Raw genomic sequence first — 25,406 nt, 5'->3', positions numbered from 1 at the left:
GTCCTTGTCTGTCGGGTTTGCCTGTCGTCTACTCCATCAACTACGCTCGTCGCGGCCATCATCGCCGAGTGATGAGCGCGAGCCGCTCTGGCTGCCCGTGCCGGCGCGGCTGCCGCTCATGGAGGTGCCGGACATGCTGCCTTCGCTGCCCGATTGCAGGCTGGCGCCGCCGCGCAGGTCGCTGCCGGATGGCATGCGGCTGCCCGCCATGCTGCCGTAGCGCGTGCCGCTGCCATAGAAGGCTTCCATCTGCTGGTTCCAGGCGTCACTGCCCATGTCGGGCCAGTTGTTCTTGTCGAAGCCGGGCGCGTCTTTCAGCTGGCTTTTGTCCACGTTCAGCAGGAAGCGCTTGTTGACGGTGTCCAGCGTCAGGCGTTCCCAGGGCACGGCAAACAATTTGTCGCCCATGCCCAAGATGCCGCCGAAGGACAGCACGGCATAGGCGATCTGGCCCGTGCGCATGTCGAGCATGATTTCCTTGATATCGCCCAATTCCTCGTCGTTGTGATTGTAGACTTCGTCCCCGATCAGGGTATCGGCGCCCATCAGGGCCGGCCCGGGGCCGTCGTGGTTGCGGTACATGCCCAGGATGTCGCGATCCAGGTAGCTCATGGTGTTCTCTCCTCGTGAAGTGCTGATCGAACACCCAGATTACGCATGCACACAGGGTCGCATTTGATCTGCCTCAATGGTGTTAAGTAACCCCCAAATTATTATGATTTCTGACTTCCATAACCGGCGCTCTGCAAGGTGGCCGACGAGGCTTGCCCACTGCGTCGCAGTGGGCGCCTTGCATAGCATCCGGTTCTGTTCGTCATAAATTCACAATAATTTCCTGAGGATTACTTAGCGGCACTTTTATCCGTGCGCAAACGTACGGTGTTGTCAGTCAATTGCGGTACTCTATGCATTCTACGGAGGAGGCCGCACATGCTGACGATGCAACGCTGCAGGGGGATGAACTTGCGGATCGCTCCACCACGATACCTGCGCTGCCAGCCATGGTGAAGCCCGCCACCAAATGGCTGCGCGGGCTATTGCGCGTCGGCAAGGTGCAGCAGCGCACGGCGACCAAGCTGGCCAAGGTGCTGTTCGGGCCCGTGCCGGCCAAGCCCAGGGCCAAGCCACGCAGCAAGCCCGTGGTCAAGACCGTCGCCAAGACCATCGCCAAGCCGCGCGCCAGGCCGGCCAGCGACGCCGTGCCCGCGCTGGCGCCGTTTGCCACGCCCCTGTCGCCCCCGCGCGTGCGCAAGCGAACGGCGCCCCCGCCGGGCAAGTGGCTGGCCGCCCACTATGCGCCGCTGCCGGAGCTGGGGCAGTTGCCGGGCCGGCGCCTGCCGTATTTCCTGTACCTGCCCGAGAAGGCGCCCAGCGCCGCCATGCGCAGCCGGGGCCGGCCGCTGCTGGTGATGCTGCACGGCTGCGAGCAGAGTGCCACGCAGTTTGCCGAAGGCACGCGCATGAACCGCCTGGCCGAACGCAAGGGCTATGCCGTGCTGTATCCGCAGCAATCGCTGCGTTCGCATGCGCGCCGCTGCTGGAAGTGGTACGACAAGCTGACGCAGGAGGGCGGCGGCGACGTGCGCCTGATCGTCGGCGCCATCGAACAGGTGGCGGCCCGCAATGCGATCGACCGCGCGCGCATCTATATCTGCGGCATTTCCGCCGGCGCCGGCATGGCGCATATCGTGGCCCTGAACCATCCCCATCTGTTCGCCGGGCTGGGTCTGCATTCGGGGCCCGTGTTTGGCGCCGGGCATAACCTGATCGGCGCGCTGGGCGTGATGCAGCATGGCGCCGCCGCCCGCGCCGATGCTGCCATCGATGAAGTGCTGGCGCGCCAGCCCGCGTTCCCCCGCCTGCCCACCATCCTGCTGCAGGGGCTGGCCGATAAGGTGGTGCGGCCCATTAACCAGACGCAGCTGGTGCGCCAGAGCGTGCGCGTCAACCGCATGCCTGCCGACACGCTGGTGACGGCGCAGCGCCTGCCCGGCGGCGCGGCGGGCGGGCGCAATCCGGCCCATGCATATGCGCTGCACGATTATCAGGTGGGCAAGCAGGTGCTGCTGCGCGTGGCGCAGGTCGAGCACCTCGAGCACGCGTGGAGCGGCGGCGACGCCAGCCTGCCGTTCAACGACAAGGCCAAGCCCGACGCCAGCAAGATGCTGCTCGATTTCTTCGCCGGCCACCGCCGCCGCTGAGCCGCTGAGCCGCCGCGCCGCGCGCCGCAACGGCGCGGCAGGGCACTGGTACGCATCGCTCTTTCCTTCCCCGCATGCCCGCTGCCGCGCGCCGGCATGCGGGCCGCGCCCTTTTCAGCCCGGGTGCCATTGCCGCCATACCATGCGCATTTTCATAAGTGGTATTGCTGCGGTATTTAAAAATCACAAAAACAGGCGTCAAAAACCCTAACTGGTATACAATTGGTACACGTTTTCAGTGTGAGACGTGTCTACCGTCCCATGCCCCGACGGCCGGCACGCACTGACGGCAGCCACCCACGTTACGGAACGCGCCATGTCCATCAAGTCCAGGCAGTTGCTGTGTTTTTTTGCGTTTTTTCTCGTTTTTGAGTTGAATATCTATCTGTCGAACGACATGATCATGCCGGCGATGCTGGGCATCGTCGACGAATTCAAGGCGGAGGAAAAATTCGTCCCCCTGTCCCTGAGCCTGTATTTGCTGGGCGGCAGCTCGCTGCAGATATTCCTGGGGCCTTTGGCCGATACCATCGGCAAGCGCAAGCTTGTGCTCACCGGCAATACCTTGTTCCTGCTGGCGACCTTGGCCGTACCGTTTGCCACTTCCATCGAGCAATTTCTCGCCGTGCGCTTCATCCAGGGCATGGGCTGCTGCTTCATCTTCGTCGGCTATGCCATGATCCATGAACTGTTCGACGACATGGCGGCCGTCAAGCTCAGCAGCATTCTATCGAGCACCACCATCCTCGCGCCCCTGGCCGGCCCCATCCTCGGCAGCGCCATCATCAGCCGGCTGGACTGGCGCTATGTGTTTTTCCTCTCGGGCCTGCTGGCGCTGCTGTCCTTGCTGGGCCTGTTCAAGACCATGCCGCGCACGGCGCCGGCGCGGCCGCGCCTGGACCTTGCCGCCATCGTGCGCAGCTATGCCGCCATTTTCAGCAACGGGCGCTTCATGTTCGGCATGTTCACGGCCGGGCTGGCCACCGTGCCCCTGACGGCCTGGATCGGCTTCTCGCCCATCTTCGTGCTGCAGGAAATGGGCGCGTCCTACGCCACGTATATCGCGCTGCAATGCGTGATTCTGTCGGGCTTCGTGATCAGCAGCATCGCCATCCAGCGCCTGCGCCAGGATTTTCCGCTCGTCACCTTGCTGCGCCTGGGCGGGCTGATCGCGGCCGCCGGCATGCTTGGTGCGGGCCTGGGCCGCCATCACGTCGATGTGTTTGCCGCTTGCATGTTCGTCTATTCCATCGGCTTCGGCCTGTTCAACGGCGCCCTGATACGCAGCGCGATCACGGCCAGCAAGGAATCGATGACCTTGACGACGGCCGCCATGAGCTTGCTGTACTGCATTTATCTGTCCGCCTGGCTGCAGTTGTACAACGTGCTGTGCCAGCGCTTCGGCTATGCGCTGGAAACGTATGCGCTGCTGAATATTCCCGTCATCGTGGTCATCGCCGCCTGCCTGCTGTTGTTTACGCGGGGCATGGCGGGGCGCCGGGAAAGCGGGGTGCGGCTGGCCCGGCACTGATGGCGCAACGATGCGCGTGTTCCCGACCTTGTTTTACCTCCTGCGACGTTTATTGACACTCTCCTGCGGAAAATGGTGCGCCCATGAAAATAGATGACCTGGCCTCGAAACACGATCAAGCAAAGATTTTCAACCTGGAATATGAGTTCCGCATCCACCGGCTGAAACTCGATTACATCACTCTGGCCGATATCCGGCCCCCCGGCATTGATCTGGAACAATTGGCTGCGGAGCACCAGGCGGGCATCGCCGCCCTGCGCAGCTTCGTCGCCGGCAATTTTACGCATTTCAATGCGGCAAGCTGTTCTTCGCTCAGCTGCATCCCCACGCGCGCGCTGGGTGACGACGAGCGCTACCTGCACGCATCTGGATGGGCGGGCCGCTGCCGGCCATCGCTGCCGAGGCGATCGGGCAGTGGGGCGCGGCGCTGGAAGAAGTGCGGCTTAACGGCGGCGCGCCGTATGTCTCCATCCTGTGGGTGTGGGATGCGCAGCAGCTGCGCAATGACGAACGCTTCAGCCCCACGGGCGGCGCCGGGCGCTACACGATAGGCCGCTATGCCATTGGCGGCACGACCCTGCACATCAACTCGCTGCGCGCGCTGGCGCTCGATTTCGCGCCGGCCCGCTTCGACATCCTCGACACCCTGCATACGCAGCGCTACTTCGCCACCCTGTCCGATTATTTCCGCATCCTCATCATGTGCGAATACGGCGGCATGTACATGGATGTCGATACGATCCCGCACAATCCGGCGACGATTTTCCTGATGAAGCCGGAAGTGCCCGACTATTTCCAGCATGGGGAAGGCGAGGGCGAAGCGCGCCGGCATGTCAGCTGGATGAATCTGTTTCTCGATGAAACGGGCATGCTGATCGCCAAGAAGAACGATGCCGCGCTGCGCGTGATCCAGCGCAATGTGAATCTCGCGTATGCTGGCATTGAAGAGGCAATCCCCCGTTCCTGCCCGCAATTCGAGGCGCAGCTGTTTGGCCAGTTCTATGCTGAATGGAAGAAGAATCTGGGCGTGACCGTGCTCAGCCATGCCGAGTTCTACCAGCGCTATTGCGTGCTGTACGACGGCGTGCGCGAAGCGGTGGCGGGCGGCATCCGCGGCATGCGGCTGCTGGACGATATCATTACCGGCATGCACATCCCCTTGAGCGACGAGGAGCGGTGCGCGTATGCGCGCTGCGTGGCCCGGCTGGACGACGTCGGCTGGCAGCTCGACGATCCTTTGATCTTGCCCAATATCGTCGACGTGTTCGACATCGAGGAAGTGCCGCGCATGGCGTATGCTGCCCAATTGCGGGCGGATATCGACCATTTTCACTATTATTCGGTGCTGTCGGACGACCCGCAGCTGGACCGCGTGAATGACGTCTTTTGCCGCTACCTGCTGGCCCACCGTTCGCAGCATATTGCCGCCGGCAATTTCTGGCGCCCCACCGTGGGCCGCCACGGCAGCCGCATGCCGGCCCCCGGCGATGCCGTCCCGCCAGGTGACGAGGTGCAGGCGGGCTTGCTGTCGCATGCGCCGCTCAGGCTGGTGGCGGGCGAACTGCTGGGCGACGAGGCGAAGAACCGCATGGCCAAATTGCTGTTTGCCACCAGTTATCTCGAATACTGTTCGTTCGGTAATAAATTGAATCTGCAGTTCGTCGAATTGCAGCGGCGGCAGAACATCGACCCCTACCTGGCGCACATCCACGGCCTGCATGACGAGGACGACCGTTTCATCGGCTTTTTCACGGCCGCGACGATGGCCGAATTCCAGGCTTGCGGCGCCGAGTCATATTACCGCGATGACATGAAGGCGCTCGACGATGCGTATGACGAATTCGTGCTCGCGCATGCGCGCGCCGACGACTGTTTCGTCAGCAGCCTGGCCATCGACGAGAAATACCGTGGCCAGGGCTTGTTCCGGCAAATGTTCCATGAAATCCGCGACCTGGCCAGCCGCAAGGGCTGTGCGCGCATCACCCTGACGGTGTGGGAAAAGAGCGAAGCGCTGCAAGTGTATCTGCACAAGGGTTTTCGCAGTGTGGGCACGTTCGACTATGCCTACAGCCTGTTCTATGACCGGCTGCATTTCCTCGTGTATGAAGGAAACTGAGGAGGGTAACTGAGGGGGGGGGGGCGGCAGGCAGCCGCCCCGCGAGGGTGCTTACAAAGCCAGGAAGGCCAGGCCGGCCACGGCCGTCGGCAGCAGGGCGCCGGCCAGCAGGCCGACGGCGCCGATCGATTCATCCTTGAAGCCGCGGCGCAGCAGGGCCACGCCGGCCGGGTTCGGCGCATTGGCGATGACGGTCAGGCCGCCGCCGGCCACGGCGCCCGCCATCAGCATGTATTTCGCTTCGTCCGTCATGCCGACGATCAGCGAACCGAGGTAGGTGAGGGCCGCATTGTCCGTGATCGCCGTCAAGCCCAGGGCGCCGAAGAACAGGGCCAGAGGTTTCAGGCTGGAAACGATGGGCTGCAGCCACCATTGCTGCATGCCGCCCAGTACCACCAGGCCGCCGAGGAAGAAGCCGACCAATAAACCTTCCTTGAGGATCAGCGGGCTTTGATAGCGCTCATACGCCTGCACGAAGCCGAGGAAGAACAGGAACAGGCCGATGAACAGCACGGGATGATGCGCCAGGGTAACGACGCCGGCCAGCACGATCATGTGCACGAGGCTGACGGCCAGCGGCACTTTCGGCGCTTCCACTTCGCCCGCTTTCGGCTTGATGTCGGAGGTGTTGCTGTGCAGATATTTGCGCAGCAATATGCTCACGCCCGTGGCGTTGATCAGCACGGCGATGGCGGCTTTCCAGCCGAAATGGGTGGCCATGTAGGCGCTGTCCCAGTTCCATGTGGTGGCCACCATCAGCACGGGCGGCGCCGCGTACGAGGTGAGGGTGCCGCCGATGGAAACGTTGACGAACAGCACGCCCAGCGCACCATATTTCAGCCATTCGGGGATGCCCGGGCGGAAGATTTGCGGCGCCAGCATCAGCGCGGCCAGGGTCATGGCGGCAGGTTCCGTGATCAGGGAGCCCGTCAGGGGCACGAGTGCCAGACCCAGCCAGACGAGGGCCAGTTCAGTGCGCAGCGGCATTACGCGCGCCACGCCTTTCAGCAGGCGCTGCACGGCGTCCAGCACGGGGCGCGAAGCGGCCACCACCATGACGACAAAGACGAACAGCGGTTCCGTGTAATGGCGCGACTCGGCATACTCGATGGCCGCATCGCTGCCCGAGACAAAGGCCATGATGATGATCAGGATGAAGGCCCAGAAGCCGAACACGACTTCCACTTCGCCCAGCAGATGCAGCAAGCCCGCATGGCGGGGGTGGCGCCGCGATAATGTTTCAAACGACTTGGCGGCGAAGGTGTGGATGAGCGCAAGGCCGAAGACGATGGCGCTGATGATTTGGATGGTGGTCAAATGCGTTTCCTTATGGACGGAGGAAGCCGCCCGGTGCATTGCCGAGCGGTAAGGAGAGTGCTTATGGTACAGCAATCGATGCCAGAAACGGGGTTTTTCGGACATGGCGGAGCGGCCCCGGGCACGTTCTCTGGCAGATAAGCCTTGCCAAAAGCGGGGCCGGATAGTACTGTATATGCATACAGTATTTATCTCCCTAGCCAATTATGCAACATTCCCAATTGATGGCGTCGCCGGAAGCCTTGCATCCGTCTTTATGGCGCGCATCGCAGCTGGGCCAGGGCGCCGCGCGCTGCCTGGACACGGGCTTTGCCGCCTTGTCCGCGCAGCTGCCCGGCGGCGGCTGGCCCAGCGGCAGCCTCATCGATCTGCTGGTGCAGCAGCCGGGCAGCGGCGAATTGCGGCTGCTGGCGCCCGCGCTGGCGCAGCTGCCGGGCTTGCCCATCGTGCTGCTGCAGCCGCCCCATCCGCCGCAGGCGCTGGCCCTGGCCGCGCAGGGGCTGGCGCCGTCGCAATTGCTGTGGCTCAAAAGCGCCGGCAGCAAGGATGCCCTGTGGGCGGCGGAAAACATCTTGCGCAGCGGCACGTGCGGCGCCCTGCTGTTCTGGCAATCGCACGTGCGCGCCGACAGCCTGCGCCGGCTGCACCTGGCGGCGCAGTCGGGCAACACCCTGTTCTGCATGCTGCGCCCCTTGCACGGCGCGCAGGATGCGTCGCCGGCGCCCTTGCGCCTGTCCGTGCGCCCGGCCGCCGGCGGCATCGAGATCGGCTTCATCAAGCGCCGGGGGCCGCAGCGCGACGCGCCGTTGTTCCTGCCCCTGCAACCTCCTTCTTTACTGCTGCGCCATGCGACTCTGGATCGGCCTGTACCTGCCCCGGCTCCCGCTCGAAGTGTTTTGCCCGCGCTGGTCGGCTGACAGCCTCGGCGTGGTGCTGGAGCAGGAGCAAGTGATGGCCGTGTCGCCGCTGGCATTGGCCGCCGGCGTCAAGCCGGGCATGCGCCGCGCGGGCGCGCTGATGCTGGCGCCGCAGGCGCGCCTGCACGAACGCTCGCCCGAGCTGGAAGCGCAGGCCCTGCAGGCGGTGGCGCTGGCGCTGCTGCAATATTCGCCGCTGGTGGCGCAGGGCGAGGAAGCGACCCTGCTGGTCGACGCGGGCGCCAGCCTGCGCCTGTTCGGCGGCGTGCGCGCCCTGTGCCGGCACATCGCGGCCAGCTTGCGCGTGCTCGGCTACACGGCCCAGCTGTCGTGCGCCCCCACGGCACGCGGCGCCTGGCTGCTGGCGCGCGCCGGTACGCGCCGGGGCCGGACATTGAGCATGGCCAGCCTGGTGCGCCGCCTCGACGGCTTGCCGTGCGCCCTGCTGCCGCCTGCGCGCGCCTGGCTGGACTGGTTCGAAGGCATCGGCTGCCGCACCCTGGGGCAGCTGCGCCACTTGCCGCGTCCGGGCTTGCAGCGCCGCTGCGGCGCAGCCTTGCTGGCCATGCTCGACGACGCGCATGGCCACGGCACGGAACTGTTCGTCTGGATCGAAGCGCCGCCCACGTTCCGCGCCAGCCTGGAACTGTTCGACCGCGTCGAGCACGCCGACGCGCTGCTGTTCGGCGCGCGCCGCCTGCTGCAGCAAATGACGGGCTGGCTGTGCGCGCGGCAATTCGCCGTCGAGCGCATACAGCTGCTGCTGGCGCACGAGCGGGGCAGGGTGGCGCGCCCGCCCACCGTCATCGACCTGGCCTTGGGCGAGGCCGTCTGGCGCGACGAGCATTTATTGCGTTTGCTCAAGGAGCGCCTGGCGCAGCTGGTGCTGGACGCGCCCGTGATCGGCCTCACCCTGGAAGCGCTGCAGGTGCAGCCGATGGCGCCGCCCAGCGATAGCCTGTTTCCCGAGCCGGGCGGCACGCCGCAGGAACGCCAGCGCCTGCTGGAATTGCTGGTGGCGCGCCTGGGCGCCGAGAATGTCTTGCAGGCCGTGCCGCGCGCCGATTACCGCCCCGAGGCGGCCAACCGGTGGCTGCCGCTGCCGGCCAAGGTCAGCGGCAAGAATGTGCCACCCGACTTGCCGCCCGGCTTGCCCGGCATGCCCCGTCCCGGCTGGCTGCTGGCCCAGCCCATCGCCCTCTTGATGCGCGAGCACCGGCCCTTCTATGGCTCGCCTTTGAAAATGGTGTCCGTGGCCGAGCGCATCGAGGCGGGCTGGTGGGGCCAGTCGCAGGCGCGCGATTACTTCATTGCGGAAGGCCTCGACCACGCCCATTACTGGGTCTACCGCGAACGCATCGCCGGCAGCGGAGAAGACGCCGCGCCGCGCTGGTTTTTGCATGGCTTGTTTGGCTGAAGGCGCTGTCCTGCTGAAACTGCCATGCTTGGCTATACTTGCTTTCTTGCGCCACGTCATACACTGAATAAGGATTTTCATGTCCCAACTCTCCGACTTCCCCATCACCCAAAAATGGCCGGCCCGGCATCCCGAGCGCCTGCAGCTGTACTCGCTGCCCACGCCGAACGGCATCAAGGTGTCCATCCTGCTGGAAGAGCTGGGCCTGGCGTACGAGCCGCACCTGGTCAGCTTCGAGCAAAACGACCAGCTGTCGCCCGCCTTCCTGTCCCTCAATCCCAACAACAAGATTCCCGCCATCCTCGATCCGGACGGTCCCGGCGGCAAGCCGCTGGCCCTGTTCGAGTCGGGCGCCATCCTGCTGTACCTGGCGGAAAAGACGGGCAAGTTCCTGCCGCAGGACGCGGCCCTGCGCTACGAAACGATACAGTGGCTGATGTTCCAGATGGGCGGCATCGGCCCCATGTTCGGCCAGGTGGGCTTCTTCCATAAATTTGCCGGCAAGGAATACGAAGACAAGCGTCCGTTGCAACGCTATATCGGCGAAGCGAAGCGTTTGCTGGGCGTGCTCGAGCAGCGCCTGCAGGGCCGCGACTGGATCATGGGCAGCCAGTACACGATTGCCGACATCGCCATCTTCCCGTGGGTGCGCTGCCTCGTGGGCTTCTACGGCGCCGGCGAGCTCGTCGGTTTTGATAACTTCCCGAACGTGCAGCGCGCGCTGGACGCGTTTCTTGCCCGTCCCGCCGTCATCAAGGGGCTCGACATCCCGCAGCGCGGATAAGGTTGGCCAACTGCGGCAGCGGCCGGGCGGCGCTACAATGCGCCATCGGCCGCCCTGCGCGGCAGCTTTGATCTGAGACAATGAAATCCACCCGGCAAGATTTTCCCGGCGCGCACGGCCATGTGCTGGCGGCGCGCCTCGACGCGCCCGATGGCGCCATCCGCGCCTACGCGCTGTTCGCCCACTGTTTTACTTGCGGCAAGGACGTGCTGGCCGCGCGGCGTATCGCGCAAGGCTTGACGGAACACGGCATCGCCGTGCTGCGCTTCGACTTCACGGGACTGGGCGCCAGCGAGGGCGCGAGTTTGCCGCCACGAATTTCTCGTCGAATGTGGACGATTTGATCGCCGCCGCCGATTTCCTGCGGGCAAAACATGCTGCGCCGCAATTGCTGATCGGCCACAGCCTGGGCGGCGCCGCCGTGCTGGCGGCCGCCGCGCACGTGCCGGAAGCCACCGCCATTGCCACCCTGGCCGCGCCGAGCACGCCCGCCTACGTGACGCGCATGTTCAGCGAGCACCTGGAGCAGATCGCCGCCGAGGGCGAGGCGCTGGTGCAGCTGGAAGGGCGGCCCTTCCGCATCCGCCAGCAATTCGTCGACGACGCGGGCAGCCACAGCCTCAAGGCCCACATCGCCGGCCTGCGCCGCGCCCTGCTGGTGATGCATGCGCCGAACGACACGACGGTGAGCCTGTCGAACGCGATGGATATCTTTACGGCCGCCAAGCACCCGAAAAGTTTTGTTTCGCTCGACGATGCCGACCACTTATTGACGGGGCGCAATGATGCGGCCTATGTGGGCCACGTCATCGCCGCCTGGAGCGTGCGCTATATCAGCTAAGTAAGCAAGCGGTCGCCCATGAAAAACGCCGCGGCAGCAGAAGCTGGCGCGGCGCGCAGTAGATTTGGTCAGGTGTTCTCAGTCTTCGTCAAATTCGGCGGATAAATCCTTCCAGCCTTTACTAATTGCAAAGGCGGAAAATTCCTCGGGCGCTTCCAGGACGATCAGTTTCTTGTCCTGCAAGCCCAGGTCGCCGTGGCCGAAGTCGGGGCCGACGTAGCCGAGGCTGCGCAAGCGGGCCAGGATGTGGCCGACCAGGGTCTTGTCCTTGTAGGCGCCCGCTTCGAGCGGGGCGGCGAAGTCGACGTAGACGTCGATGATGCCGTAGCCTTCGTCGAAGATGCGGATGGCCTTGATGTCGTGGGCACGGCCGGAGCCGTCGGTGGCCTTGAAGGGGCCGCTGAGCTGGATGTCGGTGTCATTATTCATGCCGCCAGCATACACCAAAAGCCGGCCCCGCATGGGGCGCGCGGCGCAAAATCACCGGGCAATCCCCGCCTCAACGCGCCTGCAGGATGGCCGACAGGCGGTCGCGCGTGCCGGCGATGCGCTCCAGTTGCGGGTAGCGCAAGCCGCCGTGGTAGTCGAGCGCTACCGTCTGGAATTGCTTGCCCTTTCTGACCAGCAAGTTGATCGGCTGCGGGCTCGTCTTGGCCGCCTGGATGGCCGCCTTCAGCAGCTTGGGCGTATAAGCCGTGCCATTGACGGCGAGCAAGGTCGTGTTGCCCGACAAACCCGCCCGGAAGGCGGGGCCATCCCACAGCAGCTTGCCCAGCTTGCCATCCTTGTCGATGGTCAAGCCCAGAGAATAGGTCAGGTCCGTGCTCTCGCCGCGCTCTTCATTGGCTTTCAGGAAGGGCGTGGGCGTGTCGCGGTAGACCAGCTTCCAGCCGGCGCGGGCCAGGCCATCGAGCGGGGCGCCGGGGCCGTGGCTCTCCAGGCGCGTGCGCAAAAAAGTGGCCCAGTCGTGCGGCTGCACGGCGTTCAGGGCCGCCACCACATCCTCGAAGGTGTAGGGCAGGGGCGTGGTGCTGCCATCCTGCATGCCAAAGAAGGCGCGGGCGAAGTCGTCCAGCGAGCGGCGCTCGCGGGACAGTGCGCGGATGGTGGTGTCGACGTCGAGCCAGACCAGCGCGCCTTCCATATAGTAATCCTCGTCGCGCTGCCAGCTGCTCCAGGCTATGGGGCGCCGGCCATTGATGATGGGATCGTTCGTCGTATCCTGCATGGTGCGCCAGCCGCGCCCGGGCATGGCGTCGTAATGGGCCGCCGTCGCGGCAAACAGGTCGCGCATGTTGGCTGCCGCCACCAGGCCGGAGCGGGCTGCCAGCACATTGCCCCAGTACTGCGTCTGGCCTTCGTACACCCACAGCAGGCTGTTTTGCAGCGGCGTGTTGAAATCCGGCGTGTCCTGGCCGGCGGGGCGGCGGAACTTGCCGTTCCACGAATGCGCCAGCTCGTGCGGCAGCAGCACGCGCTCCGCTTCGTTCTTGTCCCACTCGCTGAAATAGCCGGGCTTGACGCCGTTTTCGCTCGATTGCAGGTGTTCGCGGCCGATGCCGCCGAACTCGTCGCTCAGGGCCAGCAGGAAGTCATAGTGGCGGTAGTGGCGCGCGCCGAACAATTTATAGGCTTGCTGCAGCATGGCTCGATGTTGTTCGATTTGCAGCGGCGACGCTTCCAGGCTGTCGGCACTGTCGGCCATCACGTTCAGGTGCACGGGGATTTTGGCGCCCGGATCGAGGTCGATGCGCTCGAAATGGCGCCCGGCAAAGACGGGCGAGTCGACCAGGGTGTCGAGGTCCAGCGGCTCGAAATCGACTTGCTGGCCGGCTGGCGTGGCCGCCCGCGCGCGCACTTCCAGGGCGCTGGCAAATTCCCAGCCGGCCGGCAGGGTCAACGATGGCTGCACGAGGATGTCGCGCGCGGCGCGCCCGGCCGGATACAGTGTCATCGCATGCCATTGCACGCCCAGCATGGCGCCCGTCATGGTGATGCGGCCCTGGCTCGTGTCGACGGGCGAGAGGAACTGGTATTGCGCTTCCACGCTGCTGGCGCCGGCCGGCACGTCGAGGTGAAAGGCGAACATGTTGACGGGATCGCGCCGCCATTCCAGGGGCTGGCCGTTGGCGGACAGGCGCAGGCCGGCCAGCTGGTTCAGGGGGCCGCTGGGACCGTGATTGCCCGGCACCCATTGCGGATACAGCAAGGTCAGCTTGCCGGGCGCGGCGGGAATGCTTGCGCGGATGCTGAACAGTTGCTGCGCCACATTGCTGGCGTCCACCTGCAGCACGATGGGAGGAGCCGTGGGCGAGGCGGCCTGGGCCGCAGTGGAAACGAGCAGGGACAAGGCGAAAGAGAGGAAGGCACGGGACATGGGGCGGCGGCTGGGTGGCAAACGGCGAGTCTAGCATTCTGTAAAAATTTCTTACAAATTTGAGGCCGTCTGGGGTGTTTTGCGCCAATTTCAAGGCCTTGAAGGCCGCTTGATCGTCCTTAGATTGGTAGCAAGCGGATGCTCACGGTGAGGTCCGCCCCTCTTATCGCTTCATTTGAAAAGGATATTTATCATGCGTACTTTTGACCTTGCTCCCCTGTACCGTTCCGCCATTGGCTTCGACCGCCTGGCACAGTTGCTCAACGAACAACGCGCCGATGCGCAACCGAGCTATCCCCCATACAACATCGAACTCGTGTCGGAAGACAAGTACCGCATCGTGATGGCCTTGGCCGGCTTCTCGCGCGAAGAGATCGACATCATCACCGAACGCGATTCGCTGCACGTCACGGGCCGCAAGCAGAAAGATGGCGTCGAGCGCACGTTCTTGCACCGCGGCATCGCTGCCCGCGATTTCGAACAGCGTTTCCAGCTGGCCAACCACGTGAAGGTCACGGGCGCCACGTTTGAAAACGGCATGCTGACCATCGACCTGGTGCGTGAAGTGCCGGAAGCGCTGAAACCGCGCAAGATCGAAATCGGCACCGGCGGCGATACCATCGCTGCCGCCGCTAACGTGAATGCGCTGGAACAGCGCCAGGCGGCCTGATCTGACTGCGGCGCCCCTCGGGCGCCCGGGCTAGCCTCTCCCATGCAGTAAAATACTGGCCGGTTGATCCGGCCAGTGTCACGTCTGGAGCCAGTTCGGGTCCTCCTTGATCGGCATGCAACATGCGTGCGGCAGGCAAGATTAAACCTTGCTTAAAGGCGCAAATGCCTGTTTCCAAATGGAAAAATGTTAAGCACCGCCTAAGACTCGTGGCCCACTATTGCATACATCAAAATCTCATTAAATGAGGAGCAATTCATGGAACAGCAAACGAATACCGCATCCCTGAAAATCAAACGCACCGTAGCCGCGCTGGCCGCGATCGGTGTGCTGGGTGCCGGCGGCGCCATGGTGGTGCATCAGAACAATGCCGGCGCAAATGCCGCAGCGGCCGCCGCCGCACCCGCACCCGTGGCTGCCGCCGTGGCGCCTGCCGCCAGCGCGCCGCTGGTGGCCTTGCCCGACTTTAGCCAGATCGCCGCGCGCAACAGCCCGGCCGTCGTCAATATCAGCGTGACGGGCAGCACCAAGGTGGCCTACGATCCCTCGGCCCAGGCCGGCAATGACGATTTCGGCAACGATCCGTTCTTCGAATTCTTCCGCCGCTTCCAGGGGCCGCAAGGCGGACAGCGCGGTGGCCGCGACGTGCCTACGCACGGCCTCGGTTCCGGCTTCATCGTCAGCCCCGACGGCGTCATCATGACGAATGCCCACGTGGTGCGCGATGCGCGCGAAGTGACCGTCAAGCTGAACGACCGCCGCGAATTCCGCGCCAAGGTGCTGGGCACGGATCCGAAGACCGATATTGCCGTGCTGAAAATCGACGCCAACAACCTGCCCATCGTGCCGCTCGGCCATTCGAGCGACCTGAAAGTGGGCGAATGGGTGCTGGCCATCGGTTCGCCGTATGGCTTCGACAGCACGGTGACGGCCGGCGTGGTCAGCGCCAAGGGCCGTTCCCTGCCGGACGACAGCAATGTACCGTTCATCCAGACGGACGTGGCGGTGAACCCCGGCAACTCGGGCGGCCCGCTGTTCAATACGCGCGGCGAAGTGGTCGGCATCAATTCGCAGATCTACAGCCAGACGGGCGGCTTCCAGGGCCTGTCGTTCGCCATTCCGATCGACCTGGCCGGCCGCATCAAGGACCAGATCGTCGCCACGGGCAAGGCCAGCCATGCCAAGCTGGGCGTGACGGTGCAGGAAGTCAACCAGGGCTTTGCCGACTCGTTCAAGCTGGCCACGCCGGAAGGCGCGCTGGTGGCCAATGTCGAGCGGGGCAGCCCGGCCGACAAGGCGGGCCTGAAATCGGGCGACGTGGTGCGCAAGGTGAATGGCCAGCGCATCATCGGCTCGGCCGACTTGCCGGCGCTGGTGGGGACGTCCTTGCCGGGCGACAAGATCAGCATGGACGTCTGGCGTGACGGCAAGATCGTCAGCCTGACGGCAACCCTGGGCAATGCGGCCGACAAGGTGGCCGAAGTGGCGAAGAACGACAGCGCCGCCGGCAAGGTAAAGCTGGGCCTGGCCCTGCGTCCGTTACAATCGGATGAAAAGCGCGAGGCGGGCATCAGCGCCGGCCTGCTGGTGGAAGACGCGGGCGGTGCCGCCGCGAATGCGGGAGTGCAGCCGGGCGACGTGCTATTGTCGGTGAATGGCCGTCCCGTCAACACGGTCGAGCAGGTGCGCGACGTGGTGGAAAAATCCGCCAAGTCGGTGGCCTTGCTGATACAGCGCGGCCCCGATAAGATCTTCATTCCTGTGCGCCTCGGTTGATCTGGCGCAGGATGCAAGGTCGATAAAACAGTCAAGATGAAGGAGTAGGGCATGCGCTTATTGCTGGTAGAAGACGATACGATGATCGGCGAGGTGGTGCTCGACTTGCTGCGCGCCGAGCATTACGCGGTGGATTGGGTCAAGGATGGCGACATGGCCGATACGGCCCTGCAGACGCAGACCTATGACCTGGTGCTGCTGGACCTGGGCTTGCCCCGCAAGGATGGCCTTGACGTGCTGCGCTCGATGCGCTTGCGCAAGCTCGATACACCGGTCCTCGTGGCCACGGCGCGCGATGCCGTCGAGCAGCGTATCGCCGGCCTGGACGCGGGCGCCGACGATTACGTCTTAAAACCGTATGACCTCGACGAACTGCTGGCGCGCATACGCGCCCTGCTGCGGCGCGCCTCGGGGCGGCCGGAACCCGTTTTCGAGCACCAGGGCGTGTCCATCAATCCGCTGACGCGCGAAGTGATTGCCGAGGGCCATCCCGTGAACCTGTCGGCGCGCGAATGGGCCGTGCTGGAAGCATTGATCGCGCGTCCCGGCATCGTGCTGTCGCGCGCGCAGCTGGAAGAAAAACTGTACAGCTGGAAAGATGAAGTCAACAGCAATGCCGTGGAAGTGTATATCCACGGCTTGCGCAAGAAACTGGGCAGCGACTTGATCCAGAACGTGCGCGGCCTCGGCTACATGGTGCCCAAGGCATGAGGATGAAGGTCACGGTGACGCACTCGCTGCGCGGCCGCCTGCTGTGGTTTTTGCTGGCGGCCATCATCATGGCGGCCCTGGCGCAGGCCTCGATCGCCTACCGCAGCGCCCTGTACGACGCCGACCAGATTTTTGACTATCACATGCAGCAGATGGCCCTGTCGCTGCGCTCCGGCGCGCCGCTGGCCAACCATGCGCAAGCCTTGCCGGCCGACCCCGTCAACAACGACATGGTGGTGCAGGTGTGGACGCCGGACGGCGTGCAGGTGTTCCGTTCGATCACGCGCGCGGAACTGCCGCAGCGCGCCGTGCTGGGCTTTTCCAACGTGAAAGCCAACGGCACGACTTACCGCATCTTTTCCGTGCAAACCAGTTCCCAGACTGTGCAGATCGCCCAGGACATGGCCGTGCGCAAGCGCATGGCCGGCAGCCTGGCCTTGCGCACGGTGGGTCCCATCGCCCTGATGGCGCCGATATTGATGCTGGTCGTCTGGTGGGTCGTCAGCGGTTCGCTGGCGCCCGTCTCGCGCGTGCGCAAGCAGGTGGCGGCGCGCCAGGCGGACGATTTATCTCCCGTCTCGGAAGCGGGCTTGCCCGACGAAGTACGGCCCCTCGTGCATGAACTCAATTTGCTGTTCGGCCGCGTCAAGACGGCGTTCGACGCCCAGCAGCATTTCGTTGCCGACGCCGCGCATGAATTGCGCACGCCGCTGGCGGCCCTGAAACTGCAGGTATTGAGCCTGGAACGGGCTGAATCGGAAGAAAAACGCAGCCTGGCCATTTCCCGCGTCAGCGCCGGCATCGAGCGGGCCACGCGCCTGGTCGAGCAATTGCTGGTACTGGCGCGCCAGGAAGCGAGCGCCGCCAGCGGCGACCAGCTGCAGGCGGTGGACTTGAACGACGTCGTCAAGCGCGCGCTGGGCGACATGGCCGGCATCGCGCAGGCGCGCAAGATCGACCTGGGCCTGCATCACATGGATGCGGCCAAGGTGGCGGGCCAGGCCGATGCGCTCAACATCATGCTGCGCAACCTGGTCGACAACGCCATCAAGTACACGCCGCAGGGCGGCACGGTCGATATCGACCTGCGCGCCAGCCCCGTCGGCGTGACGTTATCGGTGGAAGACAGCGGCCCCGGCATCCCGCCCGAGGAGCGCGAGCGCGTCTTCAGCCGCTTCTACCGCGTGCCCGGCACGGACGCCAACGGCAGCGGCCTGGGGCTGGCCATCATCAAGGCCATCGCCGAGCGCCATGGCGCGCGCCTGGTGCTGGACAAATCCGAGCGCCTGGGCGGCCTGTGCGTGCGCGTGGAGTTCCCGCAAGCCGTGAAAAAATAACGTTTTGATCATGATCTTTGGCCTGTTGCATTGACGCGCGCGCCGCTGGCATATATTGTCTGCGCAATAAGCAATCAAGCAAACGGAGCGCAGCATGCAGAAGATCGGCTTTTCAGGCACCCTCGACCCCATCACCAACGGCCACATGTGGGTGATCGGCGAGGCGCGTTCGCTCGCCGACGAGGTGATCGTGTTCCTGTCGCAAAACCCCGCCAAGAAGCCGCAGTTCCCGGCCGAAGACCGCAAGCGCATCATCGAGCAGAGCGCGCGCGAGTGCGGCTGGGAGAATGTGCAGGTGGTCATCGTCAAGGGCGACTACACGGCGCGCGCGGCGAAAAAGCACGGCTGCGACTACCTGATCCGCGGCATCCGCACGACGGCCGATTTCGACTATGAAAACCTGATCCAGCAAACGAATGTGGACGTGCTGCAGGGCGCCAAGACGATCTTCGTCATGCCGCCGCGCGACCTCGGCTCCGTCAGCTCCAGCTTCGTCAAGGCGCTGGAAGGCCCCGTGGGCTGGAACTGGACCATGAAGAAATTCGTCCCCGGCCCCGCCTACCAGGCGTGGATACTCGACTGCCTGCGCAAGGAGTGGGAAGCGCTGTGGAATTACGCGACCGCGTCGCAGGCCGACATCGCGCTGGCGGACCACTGGTTCGCGCACCTGACGGGGCCGCAGGCTTACGGCGGCGCGGACCGCCACTATCACAATCTCGACCACCTGGTGCACGGCCTGTCCGAGATCCGCGTGTGGGCCGACAATACCTATGCGCCCAAGCGCGACAGCGCGCTGGTCAAGAAGGCGTTCTGGTTCCACGACGCCGTCTACAGCCACGACGAAGACGCCCTCTATTCGAGCGAAGAGGCGAGCGCCCAGCTGTGGCTGGCCAGCGGCCTCGATGCGGGCGACAACCAGGATGTGGCGCAATTGATACGCGCCACCGACCATTTCCAGGGCCCCGGCATCAGCCACGCGCTGAAAGACGCCATGCTCAGCGCCGACCTGGCCATCCTGGGGCAGGACGAAGAGGTGTACCAGGCCTACACGCAAGCCATCGTGCGCGAATACGCGCATGTCGATCCCGCGCGCTTCAACGAGCAGCGGGGCCTGGCGCTGCAGCATTTGTGCGGCAAGGCGCAGGCGGGCCAGCTGTTCGGCGATGCGTATTTTGCCGACCAGTACAACGAACGGGCCATTGAAAACATGCAGAAGGAAATCGCGGCGCTGGCCGGCTGATGCTCGTCAGGGGTGGGCGGCGGCATGCGCCAGCGCATCGTCGAGCCGGTCGTTGCCCCAGAAGAGTTCGCCGCCGCTGAGGAAGCTGGGGGCGCCGAACAGCTTCAGCGCTTGTGCCTGCTCAGTCTGGCGGCGCAGCCGTAGCTTGTTGTCCTGCGTCAAAGCGAGCGCCAGGACGGTGCGCGCATCGAGGCCCAGTTCTTCCAAAGCTTCGCTGACGGCTTCGAGGTTGTCGATGTCGCGGTCTTCGGCAAAATTCATCGCCATCATGCGGCGCGCAAAGGGCGCAATCCAGCCCTGGTCCGCGCCGATCAGCGCCACGCGCATGGGCAGCAGCGCGCGTGCGTGGGGGGAAGGAACTCGGTTGCTGCCATGGCAAACCGTACTTTTCACACTGGCGCGCCATGTCGCGCCACGTGTAGTCGCCCTTGATTTTTTGCAAGACGAACGGCGACGTCTCCCAGCCCAGCGCCTTGAAGACGACGCCCAGCAGGAAGGGTTTCCAGATCACTTGCACCTGCTTTTCACGCGCCAGCGCGTCGATGCGCATGGCGCTCAGGTAGCTGTAGTTGCTGCCGAAATCGAACCAGAATTCCAGTGTGGCCATGGCATCGTTTCCAGATCAGGCCGCCGCCGCCCTGGCGCGCGCCGCGTGCAGTTTCTTGAAGCTGTCGATCAGGCGCTGGTGCCGGTCGAGGCCTTCCAGCTGCATGCTGGTCGGGGTCAGGCCGAAGAAGCGCACGCTGCCATCTACCGAGCCCAGCACCGCGTCCATGCGGTCGTTGCCAAACATGCGGCGGAAATTGACGACGTAATCGTCCAGTTCCAGCTCGTCGTCGAGTTCCACTTCCAGCAGCACCACGTTCAAGGCTTGATAGAACAGCTTGCGCTCGAGCGTGTTGTCGTTATACTGCAGGAAGGTTTCCACCAGTTCTTTCGCTTCCTCGAATTGCTGCAAGGCGAGATGAATCAGCAGCTTCAATTCCAGGGTCGTCAGCTGGCCCCACACCGTGTTTTCGTCAAACTCGATGCCGATCAGGGTGGCGATGTCGCCGTACTCGTCGAGTTCGCTGTTTTCCAGCCGGTCGAGCAGGTCTTCCAGGCTGGCATCGTCCAGACCGTGCAAGTTCAGGATGTCGGCGCGGAACAGCAGCGCCTTGTTGGTGTTGTCCCAGATCAAATCTTCGACCGGATACACTTCCGAATAACCGGGCACGAGGATGCGGCAGGCCGTGGCGCCCAGCTGGTCATATACGGCCGTGTACACTTCCTTGCCCATGCCGGCGAGGATGCCTAACAGGGTCGCCGCTTCCTCGGCATTCGAGTTTTCGCCATGGCCGGAAAAATCCCACTCGACAAAATCGTAATCGGCCCTGGCGCTGAAGAAGCGCCACGAGACGATGCCGCTCGAATCGATGAAGTGCTCGACGAAGTTGTTCGGCTCGGTGACGGCTTCGCTGGCAAACGTGGGTTGCGGCAAGTCATTCAAGCCTTCGAAGCTGCGGCCCTGCAGCAATTCCGTCAGGCTGCGCTCGAGCGCCACTTCCAGGCTCGGGTGCGCGCCGAACGAGGCGAACACGCCGCCCGTGCGCGGGTTCATCAGGGTGACGCACATCACCGGGTACACGCCGCCCAGCGACGCATCTTTTACCAGCACGGGGAAACCCTGTTCTTCCAGGCCCTGTATGCCGGCCAGGATGCCCGGATACTTCGCCAGCACTTCCTGCGGCACGTCGGGCAGGGCGATTTCGCCTTCGATGATTTCGCGCTTGACGGCCCGTTCGAAAATTTCCGACAGACATTGCACCTGCGCTTCCACCAGGGTATTGCCGGCGCTCATGCCATTGCTGACATACAAGTTTTCAATCAGGTTCGACGGGAAATACACGACCTCGCCATCGGAATGGCGCACATACGGCAGCGAGCAGATGCCGCGCTCGGCATTGCCGGAGTTGGTGTCGACCAGGTGCGAGCCGCGCAGCTCGCCATCGGCATCGTAGATGTCGCGGCAGTATGCGTCGAGAATCTCCTTCGGCAGCGCATCCTTGCGGCCCGGCTTGAACCAGCGCTCGTTCGGGTAATGGACAAAATCCGCGTTGGCGATGTCCTCGCCCCAGAACGAGCCGGCGTAGAAATGGTTGTTGCTGAGGCGCTCGATATACTCGCCCAGGGCCGACGCCAGCGCGCTTTCCTTGGTCGCGCCCTTGCCGTTGGTAAAGCACATGGGCGAATGCGCGTCGCGGATATGCAGCGACCATACGTTGGGAATGATGTTGCGCCACGAGGCGATCTCAATCTTGATGCCCAGGCCCGCCAGCAGGCCAGACATATTGGCGATGGTCTGTTCCAGCGGCAAGTCCTTGCCTACAATATAAGTGCTGGCTTCGCTGGCCGGATTGAGCATCAGCAAGGATTGCGCATCGGCATCCAGGTTCGCGACTTCTTCAATGACGAATTCGGGGCCCGTTTGCACCACTTTTTTCACAGTGCAACGGTCGATCGAGCGCAGGATGCCCTGGCGGTCCTTGGCCGAGATATCGGCCGGCAACTCGACCTGGATCTTGAAAATCTGCTGGTAACGGTTTTCCGGATCGACAATATTGTTTTGCGACAGACGGATATTTTCCGTGGAAATATTGCGCGTATCGCAATACAACTTCACGAAGTAGGCCGCGCACAGTGCCGACGATGCCAAAAAGTAATCGAACGGGCCAGGTGCCGAGCCATCGCCCTTGTAGCGGATGGGCTGGTCGGCGATGACGGTAAAATCGTCGAACTTGGCTTCGAGACGCAGCTTGTCGAGAAAGTTGACTTTAATTTCCATGAGGTAATCCAATACTGTGCTTATGAGTTAGCCGCTTTATCCGTGCTTTCCGCCGCAGGGCAAAGATTGTTCACCGCGGCCGTGCTGGCCGGGAGCCACTGGGGTGGGCCAAGGGGGCACGTTCCGCTATGAAGCAAGCGGATAGTCCATGGCTTTTCACCTATCGCACTAAAGGTTGTTTCTCTATTATGATTATTCTTGCTGATATACAAAAATCGCAAACTGTGATGGACGAGCTCGCATCGTATTGCGATTTTGACCTTGGCCGCGCCGCTCGGGACAGCTCCTGGATCACGCTGCAGCCAGAACATCCTTTCATGGTACTGGCCGGTGAAAGCAGTGGTGGCGTTTTTCTGGCGTACGGCGATGGCGAGGTCGACCGACGCCCTGTCCTGTATGTTACATCCGAGGGGCAGGCGGGCTGTATCGCCGCCAATCTCACGGAGCTGATTGCCATGATGCTGGCGCTGCCTTACTGGCGCGACCTGCTCAAGTTTTCAGATCGTGGTAACTTGCAAGAGATGCGCCGGACCGGACCCTCGGTTCAGCGAACAGGACTTTGCAGAGGAATACGCCGAGTTTCCTGCTGCCAGGAAACGGATATTGGATACATTACCTGTTCCTGTTATTGCTGATCCAGTCAAATTGCTGCATGACTGCGTACGCGCCACCGATTGCAGTGTCGTGGCCGAGGATGGCTGGCGTTACGATTCGCTGTTTCATCATTTCAAGTCAAGCGACAATCCGGATTGGACGTGAAGACGTGGATGTCGGCATAAAAAACAGCGGCTGCCCATGCTGGCGCAGCCGCTGTTTTCCGCTGTTTTCTTATGCGCACAGGATGATCAGAACTTCACCCACAGCCGTCCGAAATACGAGGCGCCGTTCAGGCCGAACTGCACGCTGTCGTATTTGAAGCCGTTATCCGTCTCGTCTGCGTTTTGCGTGGTGGGCTTGACGTTGAAGATGTTGTTGCCGCCGAAGGTCAGCTTGGTGTTCTTGTTGATGCTGTAGGTGAAGCTCAGGTCGGCGGACGTCTGGCCGCGTAGCGGGCGTTCGGTACGCCCTCGGCCGTGCCGCTGAAGGTGCCCAGGGTTTGCGGGCCAAAATAAATGATGCGCAGGTCCGACTCCAGCTTGCCCGTGATGTAGTCGAAGCCCAGCGTGGCTTTCGAACGGGGGCCGCCCTGTTCGATGAACAGGCGTTCGCGTTCGGACAGCAGCACGTCTTCAAAGCCCGTCAGCGAGGCGGGCGTCTTGACCTTCGTCACTTCCGTCTTGCTCAGGTTCAAGGCCAGGAAGGTGTTCAGGCGGTTGCCGGCGAATTCTCCCTTGTGCGAGGCCGTCAGGTCCAGGCCGCGCGTGCGCGTGTCGATGGAGTTGACGAAGAATTGCGCCTCTCCCACGCCCAGCAAGGCCAGGCGCGCGGCCAGGTCCGGGTAGTTGTCGGCATTGAAGCGGCCCGACAGCACGATGCGGTCCTTGATCTTGATGTTGTACAAGTCGGCCGTCACGGAAATGGCTTGCGTCGGCGTCCAGGTGGTGCCGAACGTAAAGCTGGTAGATTTTTCCTCTTTCAACTTGGGAATGCCGGCCGCGTTGGCGACGGCGCCGCCGTTCGGCGCCAGCACCACGTCGGTGGGCACGCCGCCGATGAAGTCGGTGAAGGTGGACGAGAAATACACTTGCTGCAACGATGGCGCACGGAAACCAGTGCTGGCCGAGCCGCGCAGCAGCACGTTCGGCGCCACTTTATAGCTGGCGGCCAGCTTGCCCGTCACGGTGGAGCCGAAATCGCTGAATTTTTCATAGCGCAGGGCCGCCTGGGTTTTCAGGCGCTCCGTCCAGTCCAGTTCCACGTCGCCATACGCGGCGATGCTGTGGCGTTTGGCCTTGGTGGCATCGCCGGGCTGGAAGCCGGGAAAGCCCTGGCTGCCCGCATTGCCGCCCACGCCCACGCCGTCGGCATCGATGTAGGAGTTCGGCTCGCCCGCCATGATCTTGTATTCCTCGCTGCGGTACTCGGCGCCGAAGGCCACGTTCATTCATGCGCTCATCACCGTGTCGTAGTAGCGGCTGAAATCGGCGTTGCTGGTCAGCTGCTGGAACGAGAAGCCGCCCGCGTCAAAGTTGCTGGCGCTGACGCCCTTGCCGCCGTTCATCAAGTCGAGGTTGGCGATCGAGGCGTTCAAGGTATGGCTGATGTCGTAGCGCATCTTGTTGTAGCCATAGGTTTGCGAAAAGTCAGCATGCCATTCGCCGATCTGGCTGCGGTGGCCGATGGTGGCGTACTGGTCGTCGATCTTGCCGTTAATGAAGGGTACGAAGCCGTCCGGATACATGGCGGCCGAATTGCGCGATGGAATGTCGTCGCTGCCGATGCCGCCCCGGCCGAATGCCGCGCTGGAGGCGTCGCGCGTCTGCGCGCCGGCCGTGAAGTACAGCTTGCCCGTACCGCTGGTGGCGTAGTCGCCATTCAGGTACAGGGTTTTGTTCTTGGACTTGGTGTCGCCGATGATGCGCATGCTGTCCGCGTCGGCGCGGTTCGAGCGGCCCCGGTCCAGGTATTCGCCCGTGATGGCCAGCGTGCCCTTGTCGCCCAGCGCGATGCCGCAGTAGGCGGAGGTCATGTAATTCTTGCCGTCGCCTTCGGAATACTGGCTGTAGCCGGCCACCGCTTCGCAGCCCAGGCTTTTCTTCAGTTCGATGTCGATCACGCCGGCAATGGCGTCCGAGCCGTACTGGGCGGCGGCACCGTCGCGCAGCACTTGCACGTTCTTGATCGCCAACAAGGGAATCGCATTCATGTCCGTGCCCGTGTTGCCGCGGTTGCGCGCGCCGAACAGGTTGACCAGGGCCGTCGTGTGGCGCCGCTTGCCGTTCACCAGCACGAGGGTCTGGTCGGAACCGAGGCCGCGCAGGGCGGCCGAATCGATCAGGTCGGCCCCGTCGGCGCCCGTCTGGCGCGTGGAGTTGAACGAGGGCGAAATGTATTGCAGCGATTGCGCCAGATCAAACTGGCCGCCTTGCTCGGCCACCGGGAAATCGGGATGATATCGACCGGCACCATGGTGTCCGTGGCGGAACTGGCGACCCGGCGCGAGCCGACCACGCTGACCGTTTGCACGGGACCGTCCGTGGCGGCCGCTTCCGTGCTCTGGGCCATGGCGGCGGGACTGAAGGCGGCCAGGGCGGCGCTGCCGTACAGGCTGATGAGGATGGCTTTACGCAAGGTGGTAAGGGTCGGCACGCAGTGTCTCCAAGTGGCTGATGAGCAAGATTCGTGACTTGATTCTAGTGCCATCATTTCAGCATTCACCAGCGATACTTTGTTTTGTTGTTACAAAT

General features: G+C 63.5%; 22 protein-coding genes and 1 pseudogene. 14 read left to right on the top strand and 9 right to left on the bottom strand.

What is annotated here, in order from left to right; translation table 11 throughout:
* Nucleotides 1-36: 36 nt before the first annotated feature.
* Nucleotides 37-612, bottom strand: coding sequence for a PRC-barrel domain-containing protein (locus ACQVLG_RS00370; protein ID WP_474292372.1), 576 nt, complete (start codon nucleotides 610-612; stop codon nucleotides 37-39).
* 389 nt (nucleotides 613-1,001) lie between these two features.
* On the opposite strand from ACQVLG_RS00370, the gene ACQVLG_RS00365 reads away from it, so the two are divergent.
* The 3 genes from ACQVLG_RS00365 to ACQVLG_RS00355 all read left to right on the top strand — a co-directional run bounded on the left by ACQVLG_RS00365 (nucleotide 1,002) and on the right by ACQVLG_RS00355 (nucleotide 5,848).
* Nucleotides 1,002-2,201: an extracellular catalytic domain type 1 short-chain-length polyhydroxyalkanoate depolymerase gene (locus ACQVLG_RS00365; protein WP_474292370.1), complete on the top strand. Its 1,200-nt coding sequence runs from the start codon at nucleotides 1,002-1,004 to the stop codon at nucleotides 2,199-2,201.
* Between the two features lie 316 nt (nucleotides 2,202-2,517).
* Nucleotides 2,518-3,732 (top strand): MFS transporter, encoded by a 1,215-nt coding sequence (locus tag ACQVLG_RS00360; protein ID WP_474292368.1) that lies wholly within the window; start codon nucleotides 2,518-2,520, stop codon nucleotides 3,730-3,732.
* Between the two features lie 370 nt (nucleotides 3,733-4,102).
* Nucleotides 4,103-5,848, top strand: coding sequence for a GNAT family N-acetyltransferase (locus ACQVLG_RS00355; RefSeq protein ID WP_474292367.1), 1,746 nt, complete (start codon nucleotides 4,103-4,105; stop codon nucleotides 5,846-5,848).
* Between the two features lie 51 nt (nucleotides 5,849-5,899).
* Here ACQVLG_RS00355 and ACQVLG_RS00350 read toward each other — a convergent pair whose 3' ends face one another.
* Entirely contained in the window at nucleotides 5,900-7,165 is a 1,266-nt protein-coding gene (locus ACQVLG_RS00350; RefSeq protein WP_474292365.1) for a putative Na+/H+ antiporter, read from the bottom strand.
* Nucleotides 7,166-7,371: 206 nt separating this feature from the next.
* Between ACQVLG_RS00350 and imuA the strand changes: the two genes are divergently transcribed.
* The 4 genes from imuA to ACQVLG_RS00330 all read left to right on the top strand — a co-directional run bounded on the left by imuA (nucleotide 7,372) and on the right by ACQVLG_RS00330 (nucleotide 11,124).
* A complete protein-coding gene (imuA, locus tag ACQVLG_RS00345; protein ID WP_070291765.1) occupies nucleotides 7,372-8,082 on the top strand; it encodes a translesion DNA synthesis-associated protein ImuA in 711 nt (236 codons plus the stop codon).
* Entirely contained in the window at nucleotides 8,012-9,499 is a 1,488-nt protein-coding gene (locus ACQVLG_RS00340; RefSeq protein ID WP_474292364.1) for a Y-family DNA polymerase, read from the top strand. The genes imuA and ACQVLG_RS00340 overlap by 71 nt, the downstream gene beginning before the upstream one ends.
* Nucleotides 9,500-9,578: 79 nt before the next feature.
* Nucleotides 9,579-10,283: a glutathione S-transferase N-terminal domain-containing protein gene (locus ACQVLG_RS00335; protein ID WP_474292362.1), complete on the top strand. Its 705-nt coding sequence runs from the start codon at nucleotides 9,579-9,581 to the stop codon at nucleotides 10,281-10,283.
* A gap of 193 nt (nucleotides 10,284-10,476) precedes the next feature.
* On the top strand, nucleotides 10,477-11,124 hold the full coding sequence (locus ACQVLG_RS00330) for an alpha/beta fold hydrolase (protein ID WP_474292360.1): 648 nt from the start codon (nucleotides 10,477-10,479) through the stop codon (nucleotides 11,122-11,124).
* Nucleotides 11,125-11,202: 78 nt separating this feature from the next.
* Here the strand turns inward: ACQVLG_RS00330 and ACQVLG_RS00325 are convergent, their stop codons facing one another.
* Nucleotides 11,203-11,553, bottom strand: a complete 351-nt coding sequence (locus ACQVLG_RS00325; protein ID WP_035827997.1) for a hypothetical protein — start codon at nucleotides 11,551-11,553, stop codon at nucleotides 11,203-11,205.
* A 70-nt stretch (nucleotides 11,554-11,623) separates the two neighbouring features.
* A complete protein-coding gene (locus tag ACQVLG_RS00320) occupies nucleotides 11,624-13,501 on the bottom strand; it encodes a M61 family metallopeptidase (RefSeq protein ID WP_474292357.1) in 1,878 nt (625 codons plus the stop codon).
* A gap of 193 nt (nucleotides 13,502-13,694) precedes the next feature.
* Here ACQVLG_RS00320 and ACQVLG_RS00315 point away from each other — a divergent pair, with 193 nt between their 5' ends.
* From ACQVLG_RS00315 to coaD, 5 genes are all read left to right on the top strand, one after another.
* The gene (locus tag ACQVLG_RS00315) at nucleotides 13,695-14,171 is read left to right on the top strand and encodes an Hsp20 family protein (RefSeq protein ID WP_230541183.1); all 477 of its coding nucleotides are present in this window, start codon (nucleotides 13,695-13,697) and stop codon (nucleotides 14,169-14,171) included.
* Nucleotides 14,172-14,429: 258 nt separating this feature from the next.
* On the top strand, nucleotides 14,430-15,947 hold the full coding sequence (locus ACQVLG_RS00310) for a Do family serine endopeptidase (protein WP_230541182.1): 1,518 nt from the start codon (nucleotides 14,430-14,432) through the stop codon (nucleotides 15,945-15,947).
* Between the two features lie 51 nt (nucleotides 15,948-15,998).
* A complete protein-coding gene (locus tag ACQVLG_RS00305; RefSeq protein ID WP_070221454.1) occupies nucleotides 15,999-16,658 on the top strand; it encodes a response regulator in 660 nt (219 codons plus the stop codon).
* Between the two features lie 2 nt (nucleotides 16,659-16,660).
* Nucleotides 16,661-17,995, top strand: coding sequence for an ATP-binding protein (locus ACQVLG_RS00300; protein ID WP_046685864.1), 1,335 nt, complete (start codon nucleotides 16,661-16,663; stop codon nucleotides 17,993-17,995).
* 94 nt (nucleotides 17,996-18,089) lie between these two features.
* A complete protein-coding gene (gene coaD / locus ACQVLG_RS00295) occupies nucleotides 18,090-19,235 on the top strand; it encodes a pantetheine-phosphate adenylyltransferase (protein ID WP_230541181.1) in 1,146 nt (381 codons plus the stop codon).
* A 6-nt stretch (nucleotides 19,236-19,241) separates the two neighbouring features.
* Here the strand turns inward: coaD and ACQVLG_RS00290 are convergent.
* Nucleotides 19,242-19,842 (bottom strand): annotated as a pseudogene (locus tag ACQVLG_RS00290) (DsbA family protein).
* A 15-nt stretch (nucleotides 19,843-19,857) separates the two neighbouring features.
* Nucleotides 19,858-22,059 (bottom strand): OsmC domain/YcaO domain-containing protein, encoded by a 2,202-nt coding sequence (locus ACQVLG_RS00285; protein ID WP_474292354.1) that lies wholly within the window; start codon nucleotides 22,057-22,059, stop codon nucleotides 19,858-19,860.
* Between the two features lie 128 nt (nucleotides 22,060-22,187).
* Between ACQVLG_RS00285 and ACQVLG_RS00280 the strand changes: the two genes are divergently transcribed.
* Both ACQVLG_RS00280 and ACQVLG_RS00275 read left to right on the top strand, forming a co-directional pair.
* Nucleotides 22,188-22,694, top strand: coding sequence for a hypothetical protein (locus tag ACQVLG_RS00280; protein ID WP_474292353.1), 507 nt, complete (start codon nucleotides 22,188-22,190; stop codon nucleotides 22,692-22,694).
* Nucleotides 22,695-22,854: 160 nt separating this feature from the next.
* A complete protein-coding gene (locus tag ACQVLG_RS00275; protein WP_474292351.1) occupies nucleotides 22,855-23,073 on the top strand; it encodes a hypothetical protein in 219 nt (72 codons plus the stop codon).
* Between the two features lie 7 nt (nucleotides 23,074-23,080).
* Here ACQVLG_RS00275 and ACQVLG_RS00270 read toward each other — a convergent pair whose 3' ends face one another.
* Genes ACQVLG_RS00270 through ACQVLG_RS00260 form a run of 3 tightly spaced genes read right to left on the bottom strand, consistent with a single transcriptional unit; the run spans nucleotide 23,081 to nucleotide 25,308 of the window.
* A complete protein-coding gene (locus ACQVLG_RS00270; protein ID WP_474292349.1) occupies nucleotides 23,081-24,103 on the bottom strand; it encodes a TonB-dependent receptor plug domain-containing protein in 1,023 nt (340 codons plus the stop codon).
* Nucleotides 24,104-25,096 carry a TonB-dependent receptor plug domain-containing protein gene (locus tag ACQVLG_RS00265; protein WP_474292347.1) on the bottom strand — a complete coding sequence of 331 codons (993 nt, stop codon included), beginning with the start codon at nucleotides 25,094-25,096 and terminating at the stop codon, nucleotides 24,104-24,106. It abuts the gene before it with no gap.
* Nucleotides 24,994-25,308, bottom strand: coding sequence for a hypothetical protein (locus ACQVLG_RS00260; protein ID WP_474292346.1), 315 nt, complete (start codon nucleotides 25,306-25,308; stop codon nucleotides 24,994-24,996). The genes ACQVLG_RS00265 and ACQVLG_RS00260 overlap by 103 nt, the downstream gene beginning before the upstream one ends.
* Nucleotides 25,309-25,406 lie beyond the last annotated feature (98 nt).

The organism is Janthinobacterium sp. TPC_1 (assembly GCF_056037845.1).
Note: the sequence above shows the minus strand (reverse complement) of the source record. Positions and strands in the feature narration are given on the sequence as shown.